The following is a 24896-nucleotide window of genomic DNA, read 5'->3' as shown; positions in this document are numbered from 1 at the left end:
GTTATTTAACATATACATAAACAACCCTTAACTTTAAGTAAAAGGTGCTTGTGTTACTTTGAATTGAAAATTAAAAAATCAAACAATGAAAAAAATTCTATTAGTAGCGGCACTGGGCTTCACAATCTTAGCCTCAAGTTGTTCAAAAAACACTGTTGATGCCGGTGATGGCGGCGGTATTGTTACCCCACCAGACGGTGTTGTAACAGTAAACGCTGATATTACTACAGCAACCACATGGACTGCAGATAAAATTTACCTTTTAAAAGGTAACGTATTTGTAACCAACAATGCTATATTAACTATCCAACCGGGTACAATCATTAAAGGTGATAAAGCAACAAAAGCTGCTTTGATCATCACCCGCGGTGCAAAAATTGAAGCTGCCGGTACTGCAGATAAACCAATTGTATTTACATCTAATGTAGCAGCCGGTGGCCGTTCACAAGGCGACTGGGGTGGCGTTATCCTTTTGGGTAAAGCCCCTAATAACGTAGGTGCTTCTGTAACAATCGAAGGTATATCTGATGCTACCGATAAAGGTAAGCATGGTGGTACCGACATTGCCGATAACTCTGGTACAATGAAATATGTACGTATAGAGTACGCCGGTATCGCTTTAAGCCCCGATAATGAGATCAACGGTCTAACTTTCGGTAGCGTTGGTTCTGGTACAACTATCGATTACGTAGAAGTTTACCGCTCTGGTGATGATGCTTTCGAATGGTTTGGTGGCAGCGTAAATGCTAAACACTTATTAGCTATCGATAGCTGGGATGATGATTTTGATACTGATAACGGTTTCTCTGGTAAGATCCAGTTTGGTTTAGCTCAGCGTTTAGCTGCAACTGCCGATGTATCTGGTTCAAACGGTTTCGAATCTGATAACAACGCAACCGGTACTAACGGTACGCCACAAACAAGCGCGGTATTTTCTAACATGACTATATTAGGTCCAAAAGAAACTGCTACATTCACTGCAATCAATGCTAATTTCCAGCATGGTGCTCAGATCCGTCGTAACACAGCTATCAGCATTTTAAACTCTGTTATAGTTGGGTATACCGAAGGCGTATTTTTTGATGACGCTTTACCAGCAGGTGGTACTGCTAATGCATCTGCTAACTTAGCTTCCGGTGCATCTGTATTTGCTAACAACCTGGTAGCAGGTAGCAACGTTAAAAACAACCAGATTAAAGCAACAGGTGCTGCATTAGCTGCTGTATCTGCTAAACTAATGTTAAACAATACTTTCACGCCTGATCTTTATGCAGCTGGTATTTACACTGATGCCTACAAATTTGGTGCTGATATTGCCCCTGCTGCAAGAGCTGGTGTGCCGGTATTCACTCAAATAGGTACTTCACCTGCTTTAACAGGTGCAGTATTTACTGATGCAAAAGTTACCGACGCTTTCTTTACTAAAGTTGCTTACAAAGGCGCTTTCGGTACTGAAGACTGGACTACTGGTTGGGCTAACTTTAACCCACAAGCTATGGCTTACACCTCTCCTGGTGCTGTTAAATAGTCATAAAGCATAATAATATTATAAGCGGCTATCCATTTGGGTAGCCGCTTTTTTGTTGACACATTTCCCACTTTGCTTAACATTAATTTAACATTAACAACACTATTCTAATCCCATTCTAATTTCGGCGTAACAAACGCGTAATGTAGCGGGTACACTTTTGGGGTAAATAAAAACCCCTTCTATAATGAAAAAAATTTACCTGATAATTTTAACCCTGCTGGTAACAGTAGCGGCTAACGCACAGATCACAACGGCCGTTATAAGCGGTAAGGTTGTTGATGCTAAAGGCGTTACCATGCCGGGTGTTACCGTATCTGTTTTAAACACCAGCACCGGCACACGCTACGGTTCACAAACCAATGCCGATGGCCGTTATACCATCCCCAATGTAAACCCGGGTGGTCCTTATATTTTAAGCGCTTCTTTTGTAGGTTATAAAAAAGATGAACGTACAGATGTTAACCTATCTTTAGGTAGTGCCACTTATAATTTTATTTTGGCAGACGAAACCACTTCCCTCAAAGAGGTGAAAATTGTGGGTAATAGCGGCGGCACCAAAAACGGTGCAAGCACCCGCATCAGCCAAAACCAGATCAAGAACATGCCGTCGATAAACCGCAGTTTGCAGGATCTTACCCGCGCTACGCCGCAAAGCAATAATAACTCTTTCCAGGGTGCCAACTACCGTTACAACAACGTAACGCTTGATGGTGCCATCAATAACGATGCAATCGGCTTTAGCCCTTCATTAGGGGGCCAAAATAACGCGTCTGGCCAGGTGGGTAGCAGCACGCGTACCAGCCCGGTATCGTTAGATGCCATACAGGATATTCAGGTACTTGTAGCCCCTTACGATATTAAAATTGGTAACGTATTGGGTGGTAGTATCAACGCGGTAACCCGCAGCGGTACAAACGATTTTTCAGGATCTGTTTATGGCTACGGCCGTGGTGCCTTCATGGTTGGTCCCAACAATGCAAAAGCAGCATCTGGTGGCGATGGCTCAAGCCTGCCCTCAACCTTTCATGATTACCAGACGGGTATCCGTTTAGGTTTCCCTATCGTGAAGAACAAATTATTCTTCTTTACCAATGAAGAGATCGCCCGTAGGCAAGACCCTGTTATCGCGGCGGCAGGTACAGCCGGTTCGGCTCAAGTATTAACCTTGCAGGATGCCATCAACATTAAAGATAAAATGGCGTCTTATGGTTTTGATGCCGGTAGTTACGAGAACGCGTCTATCTTTTCTCGCTCTAACAAATACTTTAACCGTTTAGACTGGAACATTAACGATAAAAACCAGTTGACCTTGCGTAATAATACCATCTCATCAACCGCTACCAACCTGGAGCGCGATCAGCAGAATTTCCGCTTTAGCGATATCGATTACACATCGCACAATAACAGCAGTTCTACCGTTGCCGAGTTAAAAACAAGGTTCAACAACAACCTGAACAACAGTTTAGTAGTAGGTTACTCAAACGTGCATGATTACCGCACACCAAACTCAAACCCGGCTTTACCACAAATTGAGATCACCGGTAACACCCCGGGTACAACCATATTTTTAGGTACCGACAGGGAAGCTGCCATATTTGATATGCGCCAAAAAACAACCGAGTTTACCGATAACTTAACCTATACCAAAGGCAAACATACTTTTACTTTTGGTACACACAACGAGTTTTACGACATTACCTACAACTTTGTAAACGCATGGAACGGCCGTATAGCTTACAGCAGCGTTGCCAACTTTTTAGCTAACAACCCATCGCGTACACGCGCCAATTATAACTATATAGATAACACCCGCGACTATATCCTTGCCCATCCATCGGCACAGTTTAAAGTTGACCTATTGAGTTTTTACGGACAGGATGAAATTCAACTAAGCGATAAATTTAAGCTGACTGCAGGCGTACGTTTTGACTATGCCGGTATCCCAAACAAACAGCCTTTAAGCAGCAAAACAACAGGTGCCCCGGTTGATGTTAACTATGGTAACACCTTTACCTACACCAAACCGGCAGATATCAAAAATAACTACTTAAATAACCTGGAAATAAACCCACGCGTATCATTCAACTATGATATTAATGGAGACCAAAGCGCGATATTGCGTGGTGGTAGCGGTTTATTTACTGGTCGTGTGCCGTTTGCATGGTTTGGTTACGCGTTTTACAACAACGGTAATACTTATGGCGCTTATGACCGCAGTCCAAAAGCTGCCGCCCCAATTACGCCGGGTACAAACCCTGTGCAGGCCCCCGCTAACGGTGGTTTAGGTTATGTAAACCAGCAGAATAATCCGGCAGCTAATACGGGTGCATCCGGCCCTACACAGGTGGATTTGATAGACAACCACTTTAAAATGCCGCAGGTATGGCGTACAAACTTAGCGTACGATTATCAAACAGACGATAAATGGAAGTTTACTTTAGAAGGTATCTACACAAAAGTAATCCACGATCTTAAATTCCAGCAGGTAAATACTGTAGATAGTGTTACTTATTACCCTTACGATGTAAATAAAGAGCAACCAATATTTGTTAACAAAAAAGTTAACCCTTCGTATACTAATGCTTATTTGTTATCAAATACCAATCAGGGTTATCGTTACAGCTTAACCGTGCAGGTTGCTAAACAATTCCCGTTTGGTTTGAATGCATCGGTAGCGTATACTTACGGTCACTCTAAGGATGTTACAAACGGCATCCGTAACTCAATGGAATCTAACTGGCAGTTGAACCAGGCGCTTAACCCAAACAACCCGGGTTTGGCTAATTCAAACTTTGATATCCGCAGCCGCATCGTATCAAACGTAAACTATGTGTTTAACTGGGATAAAGCCAAAAACTACACGGCAAACTTTACCTTCTTCCTGAGTGCGCAAACAGGTAACCCGTACACCTACGGTATTTACCCTAAAGCTATCGACGGTACAGGCCAGCAAGTGAGCTTATCTTACATCCCTAAAACAGGCGAAACCGTTAATTTCTTTAGCGATATAGCAGGTGGTGCAACAGCCGCACAACAGGCAGTAACTTTTGATAACTACATTGATGCCAACAAATACTTAAGCTCTCGTCGTGGTAAATTCACCGAGCGTAACGCGGCTTACACTCCGTGGAATAACAACCTTGATTTCCGTTTCTCGCAAGACTTTAAGTTTGGCAGCGGCAAACGCAAACAAGTGTTAACTTTTACTTACGATATCATCAACCTTACCAATCTGTTGAACAAGCACTGGGGCCAGTATTACTTCTCGGCTAATACGTTCAACTCAACGGCAAGCGTTGGTTTAACACCAAAAACAACCCCTGCATTTACAGCAGTATCAACAACGTACCCTAAATACACCTTTACCGACCCGGGTGTACCGTACTCTGTTGACCTATTTGCATCACGCTGGCAAATGCAGTTTGGTTTACGTTACGCATTTTAATTTTCACTCGTTCTTTATATTTAATCAAAACGCCCCCGAGCAATCGGGGGCGTTCTTGTTTTGTAAATAATTAATACTGATTATACATTATAAGCGTTAAGTACCTCTTTTAGGTTGAATAGGTTGATAGAACCTACCTTGTTTCCTTTAAGCATCACAGTAATTGTATCCTCGCTTTTATGAAACTGTATCCTGCCTTTAAACAGGCTTCCATCTTCTACGGATGCTAAAAATCGGGATAGTTTGCCTGTAGTTTCCTTACGGCAAGCCAACTCCATTGTGTCATCAGCTACTACCAGTCGCAACCTTCAACCAGCGGTTTTTATCAGTAACAACAAGTCGTTATTAAGTTTTAGGATTTTTATCTACCGTTAAAGTTAATAATAACTATTATTGGCAAAACTATTTGTTTCAACATTTGTCGTATAGGGCAAGAACTAAAAGCCATGATGCCCATTTTTTTTACCGTCGGAAATAATAGACCTGTGAAGATAATACCTAATACGCAGGCGCAGGTAAATGGCCACCAGGTACTCACCTATACCTATAATATTTATAGCAATAGCGAATTGGACGAAGTAGAAGAGCATCGGCAGGAAAGCGAATTGTTACTTGAAACAAAAACAGACCCCAACTATCTCGGCTATATTACCTTTGAATACCCCGGAAAGCTATTTACCTATACTGCCGATGGCCATGATGAGCTTACCTCGCACGAAATAGAGGAGATTATCGAGAATATAACCCATTACCGCGACCATCCCGGTTTGTGGAGTGTGGAAGGGATAGATTAGGGAGGCAGTATGTCATGAATCGAGAGACAAGACACGCTACACATAATTCTGCAATATAATTCACCGTCAATCGTCCCTTCACCTATGAAGAATATTTTATTTTTTGGCGATAGCTTAACGGCAGGCTACGGGCTGGCAAGAGCGGCTACAGAATCGTTTCCGGCGTTGATCGGTACAAAAATCAACGCTGATGGATTAAATTATAACATCATTAATGCCGGTGTTAGTGGCGATACTACAGCAGGAGGCTTATCCCGGTTAGAATACTGGCTAAGTAAACATGTTGATGTTTTTGTGCTGGAATTGGGTATAAACGACATCCGCAGGGGAGTGCCTCCACGCATCATCGCCCAAAACCTGCAGCTTATTATCGATAAAGTAAAAAGCAAATATCCGCAAGCAAAAATTGTATTATTAGGAATGGAAGTACCGGTATTTTTAGGGGGCAACATCGCGATAGCGTTTAATGGCATCTACAAAAAACTTGCGAAGGATAATAACCAAATAGCATTTGTTCCCTTCCTGCTGGTGGCGTATCGGGCGTAAAGCACCTTAACCTGTGGGACAGGCTGCACCCATCTGCAGAAGGCTACAAAGTAGTTGCAGAAACCGTTTGGCCGGTGATAAAGGGGCTTTTATAAAAATAAGGGTAAAAAATGAAAAGGATGCTATTGTTGATGTTATCGTTTACAATCGTTAATTTCAGTTTATTAAACCAATTTTAATGGCATATTTAAATTCAAACGAATTTGCGGCTAATACTTTTGATGCTATCGTTATAGGGTCGGGTATAAGCGGCGGCTGGGCGGCCAAAGAGCTTTGCGGCAAAGGCCTTAAAACGCTTGTGTTAGAGCGTGGCAGAGACGTTGTGCATTTAAAAGATTACCCAACAGCTACCAAAAACCCCTGGGATTTTCCACATCGCGGCCAAATACCCCTATCTGTTAAACAGCAAAACCCAATAGTAGAAAGGTGTTATGCTTTCAGTGAGGCGTCCGAGCATTTTTTTGTGAAGGACAAGGAGCATCCCTATGTGCAGGATAAACCTTTCGATTGGATCCGGGGGTATCAGGTTGGGGGTAAATCACTGCTTTGGGCAAGGCAAACCCAGCGTTGGAGCAAGTTTGATTTTGAAGGCCCCGCCCGGGATGGTTTTGCGGTAGACTGGCCAATACGCTATGACGACCTGGCCCCCTGGTACGCTTATGTAGAGCAATTTGCCGGCATAAGCGGCAACCATGACGGATTAGAAACCCTGCCCGATGGCGACTTTTTGCCCCCATGGGAGATGAATGTGGTAGAAAAGGAGATACAGCAGCGTATTATGGCAAATTATAAAGATCGTAACGTAATTATTGGGCGCTGCGCTCACCTTACCCAACCAAAAGCAATTCATTTGCAGCAAGGGCGTGGACAATGCCAGGCGCGCAACCTGTGCGAAAGAGGTTGTCCGTTTGGTGGATACTTCAGTTCAAATTCGTCAACCTTGCCGTGGGCAGCCAAAACGGGCAACTTAACGCTACGGCCAGATGCTGTAGTGCACTCCATTATTTACGATGAAAAGAAGCAAAAAGCCGTTGGTGTAAAGGTTATAGACGCGCTTACCAATAAGGCTATAGAATACTTTGCTAAAATTATTTTTGTGAACGCGGCGGCATTAAACAGTAACCTTATCCTGCTTAATTCAACATCAAACCGCTTCCCAAACGGCTTGGGGAATGATAATGGCTTATTGGGCAAATACATCGCGTTTCAGAATTATCGTGGCTCTATCACTGCCGGTAAGGATGGGCATATGGATAGTTACTACTATGGGCGCAGGCCAACAGCTGTAATGATGCCAAATTTTAGGAACGTACATAAGCAGGAAACAGATTTTTTACGCGGCTATATGGTGTTTTATACCGCCACCCGCCCCGGCTGGGGGCACTTTACCAACGGCGACCCAATTGGTGCCAATTATAAAGATGCCATCGGTGAGGCCGGGCCTTGGGGCGTTTACATGATGATGCAGGGCGAAACCATCCCTAAAGAGAGCAATTTTGTGCAGTTGAGTAATGATCATAAAGATAAATGGGGGATACCGCAACTACGTATTTCTGTTGATTATGACGATAATGATGAAAGATCTTTAAAAGACTTTTTGGTGCAGGGGGCCGAGATGCTGGATAAAGCTGGCTGTAAAAACATAGTCACTAATGATAGCAAGCAAGCACCGGGGCTTGATATTCATGAAGTTGGCGGGGTGCGTATGGGGCACGATGCTAAAACATCGCTGCTTAATAAATGGAACCAGTTACATAATTGCCCCAATGTGTTTGTAACTGATGGCGCCTGCATGACGTCTACAGGTACGCAAAACCCATCGCTAACCTTTATGGCCTTAACCGCCCGTTCGGCAAACTATGCTGCCGATGCGTTGAAAAGGGGAGAGTTATGATAGCGCGAATAAATAAGCAATATGCCCTGAAAGGGTTGCTGAAACGAAGCAGCCAGTACACCGGCATAAAACCCTTTACTGCCAATCTCTAATAGCCTCACCCAAATCATAAACTGGCACATTGCTTATCGCAGCCTCAATGATCCCCGTTGCCGCTGTAGAGCGGTAACCTGCCGCGCAATGCACTGCAATAGGTTTATTTGTTGGGATCTCACCAACACGCTCGCGCAGTTCGGGTAATGGAATAGTTAGTGAATTACTAAAGATTTTCCCGCCTTTAATCTCTGTCCAGTTACGCACGTCGATAATAGTATAGTTATCCGGGTACGCTTTAAAATCAGCATAGTCAATATTAGCAGACTGTTCTTTGGCATTCGCCGGGACAAGTATAGCCGCGATAATATTTTTCTCGTAACCTATCTTAGCCGTTTTGCGGATAACAACTTCCAGTTCTTCGTCGGTTGCGGCTATCAAATAAAACTGCTCATCAGGGCCTATAACAGAACCTAACCAGCTCTCGAATTTCTCGGCATCCTGCAGGTTAATGGCATTTTTTACGTGGCCGCTGCGGTAAGCCACTTTGGTACGGCTATCAACAATTAAAGCGCCTTTCTCCAGCTTAATATCTTTAGACGGGCGGGTAACCATGCCAATGCTTTCTTCAAAATTTGGCGCGCCGGTTTTGTTTAGTTCCACATCGTAGCCAAAGTATTTTGGCATAAAGGGCTGGTCGGCCATTAGGGTTTTTACAAAAGCGAGTTCGTCCATCAGTTGCAGGGCGTAATTATCGCGCAGTTCCTTACCAATGCTGCTTTGCAGATCGGGGCTCATGCTTTTACCGCAAAGCGAGCCGGGGCCGTGCGCGGGATAAACAGTAACATCCGCAGGCAAAACCATCAGTTTTTCGCGAGTGCTGTGATACATTTGGCGGGCCAGTTCTTCTTTTTTTGCAGTGATATTACCAACGCTTTCGCGCAGATCGGGGCGGCCAACATCACCTGCAAACAGCGTATCACCAGTGAAAACGGCGCAATCGCGGCCTTTCTCGTTCTCTAATAAAATACAGATAGAATCGGGTGAATGCCCGGGGGTATTAATAGCTTTTAGCTTGATGTCATCTAAACGGATCACATCGCCGTCATCAAAACTTTCGTGAGGGTATTCGGCACCGGCAAGCTTGCTTACATAAATAACCGCCCCAGTAGTTTGGTGTATCTCGAGGTGAGAGCTTACAAAATCGGCATGGGGATGGGTCTCGATAACGCCGGTGATGTCTGCATTGTGCAAAGCGGCAAAATCATAGTAAGGTTGCGGGTTGCGGGCAGGATCAATAACAACCATCCTATTGCTGCGAATAATGGCGTACGAAGCATGCGCCAATCCCTTATCGTAAAATTGATGAACTATCATATCATGTGTCAGTGCCGCAAAGATATAGGTTTAGATTAAACGTCGAAAGTAGAGATTGTGGGGGAGAGGTAAAGATTATATAAAAATTATTAGATAGGAAATTCTATTTTAGCAAGACTAATTAAAGAACATGGCAGATACACCATTCGTGCGGGGTAAGGTTGTTTGGTTGTATACCATCCCGCAATTTATATTGCTTTTTTCGCTGTTTTGGTTTTTCTCGTTATTTACTGAGGACCGCATGGATTTGATCTATGGTGTTTTAGTTTACTGGTTTATTATATATTTTTTAAGAAATTTAATAGCAAGGCAACACAGGCAAGGGGTAGCACTTTTGAAAAAGAGTAATTTTGAACAGGCTATATTACATTTCCAACAAAGCGTTTTTTATTTTGAACGATACGCGTGGGTTGATAAATACAAGTATATAACGTTATTAAGTGCATCAAGAATGACTTATCGGGAAATGGGGTTGTGCAATATCGCTTTCAGCCTTACCCAATTAGGGCGGGGTGCTGAAGGTAAAGATGTTTATATTAAAGTATTAGAAGAGTACCCTGAAAACGGCGCTGCCATCGCGGCGTTAAAAATGATGCAATCAGTATAAAAGGGAAGCCCGATTCTGGACCAGGCTTCCCTCTATCTAATCTTTATTCACATCCCGATAGCTATCTAATCGCTAATCTCTAACCTACCACACCCTTATCCGCTCTTCGGGTTTCTTGTACATCTTATCACCAGGTTTTACATCGAAGGCGATGTACCAGGCATCCATATTAACAACAGGGGCGTTGGTGCGGAACTGCTCGGGCGAATGCGGGTCGGTTAGGATGCGTTGCGCGGCCGCCTCGGGGCGTTGCGCGCTGCGCCAAACCTGCGCCCACGACAGGAAGAATCTTTGATCAGGCGTAAATCCATCGATCTTAGTAGTTGATTGTCCTTGTTTGGTTTTCTTGTAGGCTTCGTAAGCTACGTTTAAGCCGCCAAGGTCGGCAAGGTTTTCGCCAAGGGTAAGTTTGCCGTTTACGTGGATGGTATCCAGCACGGTAAATGCATTGTATTGGCCAACCACCTGGTCGGCGCGGGTTTTAAATTTGTCGGCATCGGCTTTGGTCCACCAGTCGCGTAGGGTACCATCGGCATCGTACTGGCGGCCTTCATCATCAAAACCATGGGTCATTTCGTGACCTATAACCGCCCCGATACCACCATAATTCACCGCGTCATCGGCCCCAAAATCAAAGAAAGGGAACTGCAGGATCCCCGCAGGGAAAGCGATCTCATTATTGGTTGGATTGTATGATGCGTTAACAGTTGGCGGGGTCATGCCAAAGCGGGTCTTGTCCACAGGCTTACCCAGGCGGCTCACGTTAAAATTGTAACGCCAAACGGCAATGCGCTTTAAGTTACCGGCGTAATCATCACGGTTGATCACTAAGCCATCGTAAACTTCCCATTTATCTGGATAGCCAATTTTTACAGTAAACGCTGCAAGCTTTTTAAGTGCGCGGGCTTTGGTTTCTTCGCTCATCCAGTCCAGGCGTTTGATGCGGTCGCCAAGGGTTACTTTCAGGTTGTTCACCAGGTCTATCATGTATTGCTTAGCCGCTGGTGTAAAATATTTTTCTACGTAAAGCTGGCCTAACAATTCGCCTATGCTGCCATCAACCAGGCCGCTCATGCGCTCGTTGCGCGGTGTTTGGGCTTTTTGGCCGCTAAGCGCTGCGCTGTAAGCGAAACTCGCGTTCACAAATGGTGAGCTTAATGATGAAGCCGATCCACGCAGGATATTCCATTTTAGATAGGTTTTCCAGTCCTCAACCGGGGTGGAAGCAAGCAATGCATCCGCATCCTTAAAGAAAGCCGGCTGACCAACAATGATCGTATCCTGCCCGGCTGCTTTTAACATCGGCAATATCTGCACCCAGTTTAAATGCGGGGTGGTTTTGCTAAAATCGGCTACCGAGAATTTGTTGTAAGTAACATTAGGGTCGCGCTGTGCTACGCGGCTTAACTGTGATTTGGCAAGGGTTTTTTCCAGTTCAAAAATGGTACCTGCGTTTTTGGATGCCGCATCAGCATCTGTCCCGGTTAGGGTGAACAGGGTGGTGATATATGTCTTAAGCGCGTCCTGGATCTTTTTGCTGCGGGCATCATCTTTCAGGTAGTTGTCCCTATCGGGCAGACTGGTGCCACCTTGCCTAAGGCTGATGATGTATTTATCTACATGCTTGTCATCCTGCCCAACGCCAAAACCAAATAGCGGGCTGCCTATGCCATTAACGCGTTCGTAAACCAATTCGTTAACAATGCCTTTCAGGTCGCTTATTTTGTTGATGCGGGTAAGGTCGGTAGTGATTGGGGTATAGCCTTTCTTTTCAATGGTCAGGCTGTCCATACCGCTGGCGTAAAGGTCGCCCACGCGTTGTTTAAGGGTGCTTTTTGGCTGGCCGGGCGTTTTACTAACCTCGTTAAGTAGGCCTAACAGGCGGTTGGTGTTTTCCTGGCGGAGGATATTGAAGCTGCCCCAGCGGGTTTCTTTGGCGGGGATGGCGTTCTGTTTTATCCAGTTGCCGTTGGCGTAATCAAAAAAATCGTCGCCTGGTTTTACCGACAGGTTCATATTGGCCGGGTCGATGTATTTTTTGGGCGGATCGTTTGGTGATTTTGTTTTCGGGGTTTTATCGCCATTGGCGGCAAAAACATTGGCAGACAGGCACAGGGCACCCATCAGCATTAAGTTGGTGAACTTTAATTTCATGTTAAAATCAGTAAAACGTGAAGTTAATTATTTATCTGCCGGATGGCAAATAATAGGGCAGCGGCAACTACTTGTTGAACCAGTTTATAACAAATGACAAACGCGACATTCTTATAAAAGCTGCTAAAAAACGATTTACAGGCAATGTTTTCATACCGGGCGCAAAGTTTATACAGTATAAACGGCTGTATGTAAAAATATTGTTGCTGATGGATTGAAGGGCGTAATTTATAATTATTCCACCTAAAACGTGTAGGTTTAACTCAGCCCGCGGCACTACATGCCCCACCCTCTTTGCGAAGCAGAGAGGGTGGGGAAGAAGCCTCACTCAAATCCTCCAAAGGAGAGGGCTTTAAAATTATTTTCAAAGTAATTATTGGCTCCCTCTCCAAAGGAGAGGGCCGGGGAGAGGCTATCATCATTTTACCTGTTCCCAATTAGCGCCAAATAGTTATTTTTGCGGCCTATGAGTATTGCAAAAACCTATTCGCCCGCAGAAGCCGAAGAAAAATGGTATAGTTACTGGTTACAACACAACTTTTTCAGGTCTGTGCCTGATGAGCGTGAGCCGTATACTATCGTCATCCCTCCGCCAAATGTTACTGGTGTGCTGCACATGGGCCATATGTTAAACAATACCATACAGGATGTGCTGATCCGCCGTGCCCGTATGAAAGGCAAAAATGCCTGCTGGGTGCCGGGAACCGACCATGCCAGTATTGCTACCGAAGCAAAGGTTGTTGCTATGCTGAAAGAACGTGGCATCAATAAGAAAGACCTTAGCCGCGAAGAATTTTTAAGCTACGCCTGGGAGTGGAAAGAGAAATACGGCGGTATTATCCTCGATCAACTAAAAAAATTAGGCGCCTCGTGCGATTGGGAACGTACCAAGTTCACGATGGACGAGGACATGAGCGAGTCGGTTATCGACTACTTTGTACACCTGCATAAAAAGGGCCTAATATACCGTGGCGTACGCATGGTAAACTGGGACCCGCAGGGTAAAACAGCGGTAAGCGATGAGGAGGTAATTAGGAAAGAAGTAAATCAGAAGTTATACTATATTAAATACCCTTTATTGGGGACAAAAACCGCGAAAGATGTAAATCATACGGGCGAACAAATTGATTATGTCCTTATAGCTACAACGCGTCCAGAAACAATCATGGCAGATGCGGCAATTTGCGTTAATCCTAATGATCCGAGATATGTAGATTTAATAGGTCGCCAAGTACGTATACCATTAATTGATAGGCTGATACCAATCATAGCCGATGAGTACGTTACAATGGATTTTGGTACAGGTTGTTTGAAAGTAACCCCGGCGCATGATCTGAATGACTATGAACTTGGGCAAAAACATAAACTACAGATCATCGATATATTGAATGACGATGCTACGCTGAACGAAAAAGCGCAGATCCTGATTGGTGAAGACCGTTTCATCGCCCGTAAAAAAATAGCCGTGCTTTTAGAAGAAGCCGGTGCTTTGGAAAAAACGGAAGACTATACCTCACAAATAGGTTATAGCGAACGTACCAACGCAGCTATCGAACCAAAGCTAAGTATGCAATGGTTTTGCAAAATGTCCGAATTAGCAACACCTGCTATGTCAGATATATTAGACATGTCGGTGAATTTAATTCCTGATAAGTTTACTAATTCTTACATGCATTGGATGCAAAATGTTAGGGATTGGAACATCAGCCGCCAGTTGTGGTGGGGCCAGCAGATCCCTGCTTATTACCTGCCAAACGGCGAGTTTGTGGTTGCCAAAACCAAAGAAGAAGCTTTGGTTGAAGCACAAAAGATCGATGCATCATTTACCATTGATAACCTAACCCAGGACGAAGACGTTTTAGATACCTGGTTCTCATCGGGCCTTTGGCCGATCTCTGTTTTTGATGGTGTGCGTAACCCGGATAATGCCGAGATAAACTATTACTACCCAACAAATGATTTGGTTACCGCCCCCGAGATCTTGTTCTTTTGGGTGGCAAGGATGATTATGGCCGGGCACGAACTGCGCGAGACCAAACCGTTCACTAACGTATACCTAACCGGTATTGTTAGGGATAAGCTTGGCCGTAAAATGTCAAAATCCTTAGGTAACTCGCCCGATCCGCTTGACCTTATCGCTAAATACGGTGCCGATGGTGTGCGTGTAGGGATGTTGCTATGCTCGCCTGCCGGTAACGACCTGATGTTTGACGAAAGCTATTGCGAGCAGGGCCGTAATTTCTCAAACAAGATCTGGAACGCTTTTAAACTGGTAAAAGGTTGGGAGATTGACGAGAGCATCGCCCCAAAAAACCAAATCGCGATAGAGTGGTTCGAGAGCCGCTTTAACCAGGCTTTGGTTGATATTGAAAGCGACTTTAAGCAATACCGTTTATCTGAAGCGCTGATGACCACCTATAAATTAGTATGGGACGATTTCTGTGCCTGGTACCTGGAAATGGTGAAACCTGCCTACCAGCAGGATGTAGAAAAGCAAAAGATAGATGCCGAAACCTACAAAGCTACCGTAGCGTTTTTTGAAAATATATTAAAAGTATTACACCCATACATGCCGTTCCTGACCGAGGAACTTTGGCACGACGAACTGTTTGGCACACGTGCCGAATTAGATTGCTGTATTGTTGCCCAATTACCAACAATCGGGGAAATAAATACCCGCCTGGTTGCCGAGATAGAAGTTATACAACAGGTTATTGCGCAGGTTAGAAATACCCGCAACAGCAACCAGCTCTCGCCGAAAGAGGCCTTGCCATTGGCAGTAAAAACAACATCGGGTATTGATTATTTGGCGTATGAGGGCGTTATTAAACAATTGGGTAATATTAGCGAGCTAAGTACCGTTACTGATGCTGTAGCAGGTGCAAACAGCTTTATAGCCGGTACAGACGAGTTTTTTATTAAACTTGATATAGAAATTGATGTTGCTGCTGAAACAGAACGACTTAATAAAGAAAAAGAATACCTGGAAGGCTTTTTAAAATCGGTAAACGCTAAGTTAAATAATGAACGTTTTATGGCAAATGCCAAACCAGAGATAATTGACAACGAATTAAAAAAGAAGGCCGATGCAGAAGTGAGGTTAAAAATTGTTGAAGACAATTTAAGGGTATTGGCAGGCTAATTGCGCTATTTATCGGCATTACATAATTAAACAACAAGTAATTGCGTATATTAAACAACTGTTTATTATAATTATTTAACCTATATTAATAGCGACAACTAAGTAAGTGAGCTTTTTCAATTTTTCTATAAACAAGATACTTACGAGGGAAATGTCAATTCTTGACCAAGCCCGTATCCGTTTGCTGTATTTTGGTTTGTTGTTAGCTACCGTAGTTATAGGAGCTTTATTCTTAAGCATTTACGTGCAAAACCTACACGTAATGACTATTGTGGCAGGCGGTGTACTTGTATCGATTGTTGCGCTTTTTAAATACCTTACGTTTAAACCGCACTGGCGTACTATTTCGCACATGCTGCTTATTATTGGTACGCTGGTTAACCTGTTAACAGTATTTGTTATTCTGCAGGATGTAAATATTATTTCTGTACAAATTATCATACTGGTAATTGTATTTAGCTTTTATATGCTGGGGCAAAACTGGGGCATGTTTTTCTCGCTGTTAAACTTGCTGCCCGTACTTATATTTATGGTGATGAAGTATGACCATAATTATTTCATCAATTTTAAACCCGAAACGGCCGACGGATCAACTACCATTATAGCGGTATTTGCAAACTTTATCCTCATCATATTTATTCACAGCCATTTTTATACCGCGTTTTTAAAGAATATTAAACAACTTAAAGAAACCGGTGAACAGCAGGCAGCATTAAATATTAAGTTTGAGCGGGCTATAGAAAAGGCCGAAAAATCGTCACAGGTACAATCGGAGTTCTTATCTACCATGTCGCACGAGATCCGCACACCGTTGAATGCCGTTATTGGTATGAGCAACCTGCTGCTGATGAATAGCCCAAGGCAGGACCAGGGCGAGAACCTGGAGATCCTGAAATTTTCGGCCAATAACCTGCTGGCTATTGTGAATGATGTGCTCGACTTTAACAAGATAGAATCGGGTAAAGTAGTGTTCGAGAAGATCAAGTTCAATCTTGTCGACCTGATGCAGAACATCTGTGGCGGGCAGATGATCAAAGCCGAAGAAAAGAGCCTTTTATTTAAGCTCGACATTGATAGCGAACTACGTCGCAAAGTAATATTTGGCGACCCCACCCGCTTAACGCAGATCATATTTAATTTGGTGAGTAATGCCATTAAATTTACCTCGGAGGGTAATATTTTGGTGAGGGTAACCTGTTTGGAAGATCGCCATAATAATATCACAGTTGGCTTTTCGGTAAAAGACTCGGGCATCGGCATAAAAAAGGAAAACCTCGATACCATATTTGAGCCATTCACTCAAGAATCTATTACCACTACGCGTCAGTATGGTGGTACAGGTTTAGGCTTAGCCATTGTTAAACGTTTGCTGGAGCTGCAAAGCCTGCAAATGCATGTAAGTAGTAAGGTAAATCAGGGGTCGGAGTTTTCGTTTAATATGGAGTTCCCTGTTTCTACGGAATTGGCTTCTACAAAAGAAAGGTCTGCTGTGCCACAACAACTGGCGCAAACCATGGCAATGGCCGAAGAGCAAGGCAGCAACCTGCGCATTCTGATAGCAGAAGATAACCCGGTTAACGTAATGCTGATGAAGAAGCTATTTTCTAAATGGAAGATAGTGCCAACCATAGCCGAAAACGGCGAACGGGCGGTAGAAATTATGCAGTACGGTAATTTTGATGTTGTGCTAATGGATTTGCAAATGCCGGTAATGAACGGGTTTGATGCATCGATGGAGATCCGTAAAATGACCGACCCTGCCAAAGCAAAAGTGCCAATTATCGCGTTAACCGCTTCGGCATTATTTGACATCCGCGACCAGGTAACCAATGCGGGCATGAATGATTACGTTGCCAAACCGTTTAAACCCGATGAGTTGATGGAAAAGATCCAGAACCTTGTTGCTGCCGTAAACTAAAGCTCTTTATAACCGGGCAATTCCTCCAAAAATTTATAAGTTTCGTTTTCGTGGCTGATGCTGCAATAATAATGTTGTAAGCCGTTGCTAACCGCCAGCAGTTTTACTTTGTGCACCATGTTATAACGCGCGGCCTGGTCAAACGTCGCCTGGCTTATGGCTACCGAAGGCGCCTTACATTCCACCAATAAGATCTTTTCGCCCGATGAATTGAACACCACAATATCGGTACGTTTAGCCATGCCGTGCAGCCTTAACCCGCCTTCTAACTTTATAAGCGATTTGGGGTATTGCTTTTGCCTGATGAGATATTGTACAAAGTGCTGGCGTACCCATTCTTCGGGGGTAAGTATAATGTTCTTCTTCCGCAGCTCATCAAAAAGTGTAAGCTGCCCGTTATCGTCGGTTAGTTTAAACGGATAGGGCGGGAGATTAAGCGGCTGGAGCATTTTGTAAATTCAAAAGTATAAATTCAAAAGTAAAAATGCACTTTCCATAATGATGTTTATTACTTTATATCTCGTAAAATAAGGTTTTTGAATTTTAACTTTTTACTTTTGACTTGATGGCCGCCTCTGCTCCCGATATTATAAAAGACCTTAAGAACCGCAAACTTAAACCCGTGTACCTGCTGCATGGCGAGGAGCCTTATTATATCGATTTGGTGAGTAATTACATCGAACATAACCTACTGACAGACGCTGAGAAGGGTTTTAACCAAACGGTTTTATATGGTAAGGATACCGATGTGATGACGGCTATAAACGCCGCAAAACGCTATCCTATGATGAGCGATTACCAGGTGGTGATGGTTAAAGAGGCGCAGGATATGAAATGGGGCCGCGATGATGACGATAAAAAAAGCATCAACCCGGTATTAAGCTATCTGGAGAACCCTTTAGCAAGCACAGTTTTAGTATTCTGCTACAAATACGGCAAGTTTGATAAGCGCAAAAAAACTTATAAGGCCATTGAAAAGAACGGGCTGATATTTGAATCGACCGCGTTGTATGATAATAAGATCCCGGGTTGGATTGAAGGATATGTGTCTGATAAGAAATATAAGATCAACCAGCAGGCATCTGCCATGTTATCTGAATATTTGGGTAACGACCTATCCAAGATAGCCAACGAACTGGACAAGCTGATGCTGAACATCAGCGCCGGGCAGGAAATTACTTTGCAACTGATAGCAGATAACATCGGCATCAGCAAAGAATATAATGTTTTTGAACTGCAGAGCGCGCTTACCCGTAAGGATGTTTACAAGGCAAACCAAATTGTAAATTACTTTGAAGCCAACCCCAAAGCCAACCCTATCGTTTTGGTACTGGGTAACCTCAATAACTTTTTTAGCAAGGTGCTGGCGTATCACTACGTAAAAGATAAAGGTAACGCTGCCCGCGAAATAGGTGTTAATCCGTACTTTTTAAAGGATTATGAACAGGCGGCACGCAACTATAACCTTGGCAAAACCTTCCAGATAATCAGCTACCTGCGCGAGTACGACCTTAAAAGCAAAGGCGTAGAATCAAACACGGACCATGGGGGTTTGATGAAAGAACTGATGTTTAAGATATTGCATTAACCGCACAACCCAACCTACTTTATCGTATCCTCCACCCGGCTGTTAATATCTTTGATGATAAAATGCACATTAGCATAAGTATCTCAATTTCCTGATTGTTTTTTCACAACAATTGAAACGTTGTTGAAAAATTAATAGAGATTAAACAAAACAGGAATAATTGTAGATGTTTAAACTTGTATTTAATGAGCGCGTTTTTGCTGCAAAATTCCTAATTTGCCGCTATATAAGGATGCATCATATGAACCATTGGTTAGTAAAAAGTGAACCGTTTAAATATAGCTGGGAAAAATTTAATAAAGAGGGCCGCACATTTTGGGATGGCGTGCGCAATTACCAGGCGCGTAACAACCTCAGGCTAATGAAAGAGGGCGACCTGGTGATGTGGTACCACAGTAACGAAGGCAAAGAAATTGTAGGCATTGCCAAAGTTGTAAAAGAATTTTACCAGGACCCAACAACAGAAGATCCGAATTGGGTAGTGGTAGACCTTGAACCCGTAGAACCCCTTAAAAAACCGGTAACCCTCGAGCAAATTAAAGCCGATGAACGCTTAAAAGATATTGGCCTGGTTAGGCAAGGCCGCTTATCGGTAATGGGCATGAAACGCGAGGAATTTGACAGGATATTGGAACTGGCGGGCGAGTAACTCTTGTTAATCACAAAGAACACAAAGATTTTATATTTTATAGCAAAGGTCACAAAGTATTCTTTGTGACCTTTGTGCTTTATTTTAGTGTCCTTCGTAGTTAAAATCAAATTCAGGATCTTATTTCTCCGCGCCGAAGAACAAAGCTTTTAGTTCAGTAGCGTCGGATGGTTTCATTTTGCCACCCAAAATTAAACGTAACTGGCGGCGGCGTAATGCACCTTCGTAAAGTTCAACTTCGTCCTCGGTTTCGGGCAGCATTGGGGGTACGGGCATGGTGCGGCCATTCTCGTCTAAAGCTACAAATGTGTAATATGCCTCGTTGCTTTTAACTTTCGTACCGGATGGTATGTTTTGGGCGTAAACATCCATTCTTACTTCTACCGAAGTGGTGAACGCGCGGGAAACTTTTGCTTCGATGGTAATTACATCACCAAGTTTTATAGGGTGCTGAAAGGAAACATTATCTACAGATGCGGTAACTACCACCCGGTTGCAATGTTTTTGTGCAGATATGGCAGCGGCAATATCCATCCAGTGCAGCAAACGGCCCCCCATTAAATTATTAAAAGTGTTGGTATCATTGGGTAATACCAACTCGTTCATAATAGTGAATGATTCTTTGGACGATTTTCCTTTCATGCTGCAAAGATAAAATTTAACAGGAAAGTAAAGCCGCTAAAACGCCTGTAAGCCAAAGGTTTTGTGCACCTATTTCTTAGTTATGGCCATTTGGGTAGCCTTGCCGTCTTTGATGCCTATCTTCACGATATCCTTACCTAGCTGGTAGGTTAGAAAAGCAATGGCGATAATTGCACCCGCCGAAATCTTTTTTGCTTTGTTGCTCATGTGATTTTAGTGTATTGGATATAGCGCTTGTTAAAGCATTTTAATAATTATTGCCTTGCGCTATTCAGTAAATTATAGCCCACCAGTTGCTCGTAACGCGAGCCGGTTTGGCGGTAGTAAACCAATAGCTGGTATTCGTTCTCGGTTTCAAAATAATTGCCTTCTATAGCGATATCGTCGGGCTTGTTGGTGGCTTTGTTCACCCAAACGTATTGGTAATCGTATACGCCTTGTTTAAGCAGCAGATCGGTGTACCAGCGGCCTCTGCTATCAAAAGTAAGTTTGCTGCGGTCATCCAGCTTATAATCATTAAACTGGCCTACAATGTAAGGCGTGCCATCCTCCGGCGATTTATTGGCCGCCAGGTTAAAATACATGTGCGCGTAATCGGCATCTCGGCGGGCATCGCTGCCATCCTGGTTCAGGATGAAAAACTTGCCATCGATGTCATATAGCAAAGTGTAGTTAGGCAGGTTGCGGTTTGGGTCGCCCAGTAGCATAACGGTATTGGCGGTATCTTTATAGATCTTGGAAATGCGTTCCGAGTTTAGTTTAAGCGTACGCGTATCAAAATGCCTGAACTCGTTACGGCCCGCAAAGTCGTTTATGTTAACATCGTTATAAACCAGTTGCGTACCGCGGATGTAAGTCGGTACATTGTTCATGATGCCTGTTTCGGGCCTTGCGTTCTGCATTAAAAATGCACGGATATCGGTATTGGGATTTTGTACCGGCAGGCCGCCGTATTCAATGGTGAAATTTACCTTTTGGTTTGTACGCCTTGTCGCTACGTTGTTAGAGCTTATGATAGTGGCACTCACCGAAACACGTTTGCCCACAACATAAAGTCTTCGGGTAAGGATCAGGTTATTAACGTCGCCATCCTCGTAAACCTTTAAAATATAATTACCCGATACTTTTGGAATGATGTTGCGGTTGGGGATCTTAACCTCGTAGTGGGTATATTTTTGAAACGTTGCTGAAGAATAGGTGTAATCGTTCATGCGGTCATCGGTAAAGCTTTCCAGGTATTCGGCGGGGGATAGGCGGGATGGGTTCCAGTTAGCGTCGCAATGCTGTATGGTGTAATTAAAAGTACGGCTGGAACCGCTTAGGTCATCAAAACCAAGGGTAACCGTTTCATTACCACCCAGGTCAATAGCCGGGAAGGATGCCGCCTTTTTTGAATTGTAAAACTCAACGCTTTTTATCTCGTGCTTGTAAACGTTATTATCAAAAGGCGGGTTTTGTGCGAAGCAGTATAGGCTTGCGAACAGGCAAAAAACAATGGTGCAGAAACAATTTTTCATTGATACAAGGTAGGAAAAACCCACGTTATGCCGAATTTATTTCAGGGTATAAAGTTGTTGGTTACAACACCAACAATGGCGGGAAAATTAGTAACATGTCCCGTGGAATCCCGATCCGGTCGCCAGCGGATGGGATGGCGAAGGGGCCTAACAAAAAAGGCAGCTGCTAAGCAACTGCCTCCTGAAGCATAAAGCTTTTATATTAACCTTCTAATTCCATTATCTGGTCGGCAAGGGCTTCCCAGCGTGCCTGGTTTTCTCTTAATTCAAGCTTTATTAGCTGATGGCTATCACTGATCTGTTTTAGCTTTTCGGCCTGGTTGTAGATGCTATTATCGGCCAGTTGGGTTTCTAATACTTTTACTTCTTTTTCAAGGCCTGCAATGTGCTCTTCCATTTTGGTCAGGTCCTGGTTAAGCTTTTTTAGCTGCTGCGTTTTGTTTTCGCTTTGCGGCTGTTTGGCAGGCTCAGGTTTTTTCTCTTCCTTTTTAGGCTGAGGGGCCGGCACTTCTGCTTTAGGGTCAAGCTTGCGGTTAGCGTTCCACACATCATACTCGGCATAAGTGCCCGGGTATTGTTTTATTTTTTGGTTTTCGATGAACCAGATCTTGTTGGCAACATTATCCAGGAAGTACCTATCGTGAGATACCACGATCACCGTACCCTCGTACTGTTGCAGCGCCTGGATCAATATATTTACCGACGCCATGTCCAGGTGGTTGGTAGGCTCATCCAGTACCAAAAAATTTGCATCCGCGGTAAGGGCTTTCGCCAACGCCACACGCGATTTTTCACCACCCGATAGTACTTTTATCTTTTTAAATACATCATCACCCGTGAATAGGAACGAACCTAATATCGAGCGCAGCTCCGTATCGGTATGCTTTGGGGCGAACGACTGCAACTCCTGTAAAATCTGATGTTCTAAGTGCAGGCTCTCCAACTGATGCTGGGCAAAGAAGGTTTGCGAAACGTTATGGCCTGTAACGGCAGTACCTGCATACTCTTTATCGGCACCGGCCACAATACGTAGCAGGGTTGATTTACCTTTACCGTTGGCACCTATCAGCGCTATTTTATCACCTTTTTCGATGATCGCTTCGGCATCAGCTAAAATATCAATTGTAGGGTATTTTTTGGTGATATGCTCCAATGTAGATACGTGGCGGCCAGATTGCTTGCTGAAACGGAAGCTGAAGTTAACCTCAGGGTTATCATCATCCACATCATCCACTCGCTCCAGTTTATCAAGCATTTTGATACGCGATTGCGCCATTTTTGCTTTTGATGCCTTCGCACGGAAACGCTCTATCAAACGCTCCTCTTGTTTTATTTTTGATTGCTGGTTCTTGAACTCGCCACGCTGAATTTCGGCACGCTGTGCTTTTTCTTCCAGGTAAAAAGTGTAGTTACCGGCATAAACGTTCAGTTTACCCTTGCGCGATTCCACCGTGCGGTTAATAACCTTATCTAAAAACCACCTATCGTGAGATACGATGATGATAGCGCCGTTAAAGGCTTTCAGATAATCCTCCAGCCATTGTATCGACGGTAAGTCCAGGTGGTTGGTCGGCTCATCCAGTAAAAGGATATCCGGCGCCTGTAAAAGGATTTTGGCAAGCATCACGCGCATCCGCCAGCCCCCGCTAAAGGTACTTAACTTGCGCTCACATTCAGCTTCAGTGAAACCCAAACCCGCTAAAATTTCGTGTGCTTTATACTCGATGTTGTAACCGTCAAGCAGTTCAAACTCGTGTTGTTTATCGCTAAGCTTGTGTAGCAGGTCCTCGCTGTAATCTGTTTCCAGTTTTTTAAGCAGCACCTCTATCTCGTCATGTAGTTGGTTTTGGCGCTCAAAGGCTTCCATGGCAACGTGTACGATGTTTTTGTCGGATGAGTACGATAACAAATCCTGGTTAAGGTAACCCATGGTAAGGTCCTTAGCCATAGAAATGGTACCCGATGTAGGCTTGTAATCGCCCACAATTATTTTTAACAGAGTGGTTTTACCCGTGCCGTTAGCACCTATAAGGCCAATTTTCTCTCCCGGTTTAATGTGCCAGTTGGCTTCATCATATAGGGCGCGCGCACCAATCTCGAACGTAAGGTCATTTATAGCTATCATTTCGGCGCAAAGATACGCTTTTGAGTCGAAGCCTCAAAAGCGAGATCAGAGATAAATGATGATAGATAAGCGTTTGTGACGTTATTATGCCAATTACAAATCGCTGATCACCAATTAGCTAATCACTAACCCTTTACCGTTTCCATCCATCCCTGTGCCATTAGTTTTGCGCCGGCAAGGCTTGGGTGCACGCCATCAAGCGTCCAGTAGGTAGCGGGGGCTTGTTTAAGGGCGTTGTTAAATATGGTTTGGTAGGGTATAAAAGGGGCGTCGTATTGCGATGCGATGTCGCGCGCGGCCTTGCGGAACAAGTCAAACGTTGGGTACCAGCGTGCATCAACAGACTTGGTACCTATCATGGCAAACGGTTCGCCAATAATGAGTTTGATACCCGGGAGTGCTGCTTTGGTACGGTCGATGAGTTTCCGGTAATCGGTAATGTAAGTTTCGATAGTGCCGGTATAGCCGCCGCCAAGTGTATGCCAAAAATCGTTCACGCCAATGTGGATGCTTAATACGGTTGGTTTTAGTGCCAGGGTGTCGGCATCCCACCTGTCGGCCAGTTGAAACACTTTATTACCGCCCACGCCTTTGTTGTAGATCTGTAGGTTTTTTGCCGCGTGCTTTTCCAATAATTCGGCAGCGGTAAGCAAAACGTAGCTGTTACCCAGCGAACTATTGTCGTTCGCTATAGTTTTATTATGATCGCGCCCCCAGTCGGTAATCGAGTCGCCCTGGAAAAGGATTACATCGTTATTGTTTAGCCGCACCTTTTTGCTGCCAAAGCTTTTTGCAGAAGCAGATACAATTTGAGGGATGCTAATAGCAGCGACAGTGCCCAAAGCAGTGGTTTTTATAAAACTCCGAAGGGAGTTTTGATCGTTGTTTTTCATTTGACATGTATAGATACCCGTCTTAATAACGGTTAATTGGT

19 protein-coding genes are annotated in these 24896 nt (G+C 43.9%); 10 read left to right on the top strand and 9 right to left on the bottom strand.

The genetic code is table 11. The features are described from left to right. Positions 1-85 precede the first annotated feature (85 nt). A complete protein-coding gene (locus RHM67_RS16525; RefSeq protein ID WP_322228053.1) occupies positions 86-1528 on the top strand; it encodes a hypothetical protein in 1443 nt (480 codons plus the stop codon). A gap of 187 nt (positions 1529-1715) precedes the next feature. Beyond that, positions 1716-4976, top strand: a complete 3261-nt coding sequence (locus tag RHM67_RS16520) for a TonB-dependent receptor (RefSeq protein WP_322228052.1) — start codon at positions 1716-1718, stop codon at positions 4974-4976. An 80-nt stretch (positions 4977-5056) separates the two neighbouring features. Here RHM67_RS16520 and RHM67_RS16515 read toward each other — a convergent pair whose 3' ends face one another. Continuing rightward, a complete protein-coding gene (locus RHM67_RS16515) occupies positions 5057-5254 on the bottom strand; it encodes a hypothetical protein (RefSeq protein WP_322228050.1) in 198 nt (65 codons plus the stop codon). A 207-nt stretch (positions 5255-5461) separates the two neighbouring features. Here RHM67_RS16515 and RHM67_RS16510 point away from each other — a divergent pair, with 207 nt between their 5' ends. The 3 genes from RHM67_RS16510 (at position 5462) to RHM67_RS16500 (ending at position 8210) form a co-directional block, all read left to right on the top strand. Continuing rightward, on the top strand, positions 5462-5770 hold the full coding sequence (locus RHM67_RS16510) for a hypothetical protein (RefSeq protein WP_322228047.1): 309 nt from the start codon (positions 5462-5464) through the stop codon (positions 5768-5770). An 84-nt stretch (positions 5771-5854) separates the two neighbouring features. Then, positions 5855-6316 (top strand): GDSL-type esterase/lipase family protein, encoded by a 462-nt coding sequence (locus RHM67_RS16505; RefSeq protein WP_322228045.1) that lies wholly within the window; start codon positions 5855-5857, stop codon positions 6314-6316. Between the two features lie 178 nt (positions 6317-6494). Next, on the top strand, positions 6495-8210 hold the full coding sequence (locus RHM67_RS16500; protein WP_322228044.1) for a GMC family oxidoreductase: 1716 nt from the start codon (positions 6495-6497) through the stop codon (positions 8208-8210). 75 nt (positions 8211-8285) lie between these two features. Here RHM67_RS16500 and RHM67_RS16495 read toward each other — a convergent pair whose 3' ends face one another. Then, positions 8286-9620: an MBL fold metallo-hydrolase gene (locus RHM67_RS16495; protein ID WP_322228043.1), complete on the bottom strand. Its 1335-nt coding sequence runs from the start codon at positions 9618-9620 to the stop codon at positions 8286-8288. Positions 9621-9750: 130 nt separating this feature from the next. Between RHM67_RS16495 and RHM67_RS16490 the strand changes: the two genes are divergently transcribed. Continuing rightward, positions 9751-10227, top strand: coding sequence for a hypothetical protein (locus tag RHM67_RS16490; protein ID WP_322228041.1), 477 nt, complete (start codon positions 9751-9753; stop codon positions 10225-10227). Between the two features lie 84 nt (positions 10228-10311). Here the strand turns inward: RHM67_RS16490 and RHM67_RS16485 are convergent, their stop codons facing one another. Beyond that, the gene (locus RHM67_RS16485; RefSeq protein WP_322228039.1) at positions 10312-12381 is read right to left on the bottom strand and encodes a M13 family metallopeptidase; all 2070 of its coding nucleotides are present in this window, start codon (positions 12379-12381) and stop codon (positions 10312-10314) included. A gap of 466 nt (positions 12382-12847) precedes the next feature. Here RHM67_RS16485 and RHM67_RS16480 point away from each other — a divergent pair, with 466 nt between their 5' ends. Both RHM67_RS16480 and RHM67_RS16475 read left to right on the top strand, forming a co-directional pair. Beyond that, entirely contained in the window at positions 12848-15523 is a 2676-nt protein-coding gene (locus tag RHM67_RS16480; RefSeq protein ID WP_322228037.1) for a valine--tRNA ligase, read from the top strand. 151 nt (positions 15524-15674) lie between these two features. After that, positions 15675-17441: an ATP-binding protein gene (locus tag RHM67_RS16475; protein WP_322228036.1), complete on the top strand. Its 1767-nt coding sequence runs from the start codon at positions 15675-15677 to the stop codon at positions 17439-17441. Here RHM67_RS16475 and RHM67_RS16470 read toward each other — a convergent pair. Further along, positions 17438-17890: a type I restriction enzyme HsdR N-terminal domain-containing protein gene (locus RHM67_RS16470; RefSeq protein ID WP_322228035.1), complete on the bottom strand. Its 453-nt coding sequence runs from the start codon at positions 17888-17890 to the stop codon at positions 17438-17440. The genes RHM67_RS16475 and RHM67_RS16470 overlap by 4 nt on opposite strands. Positions 17891-18006: 116 nt before the next feature. Between RHM67_RS16470 and holA the strand changes: the two genes are divergently transcribed. After that, positions 18007-19029: a DNA polymerase III subunit delta gene (gene holA / locus RHM67_RS16465; protein ID WP_322228033.1), complete on the top strand. Its 1023-nt coding sequence runs from the start codon at positions 18007-18009 to the stop codon at positions 19027-19029. Between the two features lie 241 nt (positions 19030-19270). Continuing rightward, the gene (locus RHM67_RS16460; protein ID WP_322228031.1) at positions 19271-19678 is read left to right on the top strand and encodes an EVE domain-containing protein; all 408 of its coding nucleotides are present in this window, start codon (positions 19271-19273) and stop codon (positions 19676-19678) included. 120 nt (positions 19679-19798) lie between these two features. Here RHM67_RS16460 and RHM67_RS16455 read toward each other — a convergent pair whose 3' ends face one another. The 5 genes from RHM67_RS16455 to RHM67_RS16435 form a co-directional block, all read right to left on the bottom strand. Further along, positions 19799-20320, bottom strand: a complete 522-nt coding sequence (locus RHM67_RS16455; protein WP_322228030.1) for an acyl-CoA thioesterase — start codon at positions 20318-20320, stop codon at positions 19799-19801. A 69-nt stretch (positions 20321-20389) separates the two neighbouring features. Beyond that, on the bottom strand, positions 20390-20527 hold the full coding sequence (locus RHM67_RS16450) for a hypothetical protein (RefSeq protein ID WP_322228029.1): 138 nt from the start codon (positions 20525-20527) through the stop codon (positions 20390-20392). A gap of 47 nt (positions 20528-20574) precedes the next feature. Further along, positions 20575-21837 (bottom strand): DUF5103 domain-containing protein, encoded by a 1263-nt coding sequence (locus RHM67_RS16445; RefSeq protein WP_322228028.1) that lies wholly within the window; start codon positions 21835-21837, stop codon positions 20575-20577. A gap of 202 nt (positions 21838-22039) precedes the next feature. Then, positions 22040-23962, bottom strand: a complete 1923-nt coding sequence (locus tag RHM67_RS16440) for an ABC-F family ATP-binding cassette domain-containing protein (protein WP_322228027.1) — start codon at positions 23960-23962, stop codon at positions 22040-22042. A 125-nt stretch (positions 23963-24087) separates the two neighbouring features. Then, positions 24088-24855, bottom strand: coding sequence for an SGNH/GDSL hydrolase family protein (locus RHM67_RS16435; RefSeq protein WP_322228025.1), 768 nt, complete (start codon positions 24853-24855; stop codon positions 24088-24090). Positions 24856-24896 lie beyond the last annotated feature (41 nt).

It is taken from the genome of Mucilaginibacter sp. 5C4, from assembly GCF_034345625.1.
In the GTDB taxonomy this organism is placed as follows: Bacteria; Bacteroidota; Bacteroidia; order Sphingobacteriales; family Sphingobacteriaceae; genus Mucilaginibacter; species Mucilaginibacter aurantiaciroseus.
This window is presented reverse-complemented; position numbering and strand designations above follow the sequence as displayed.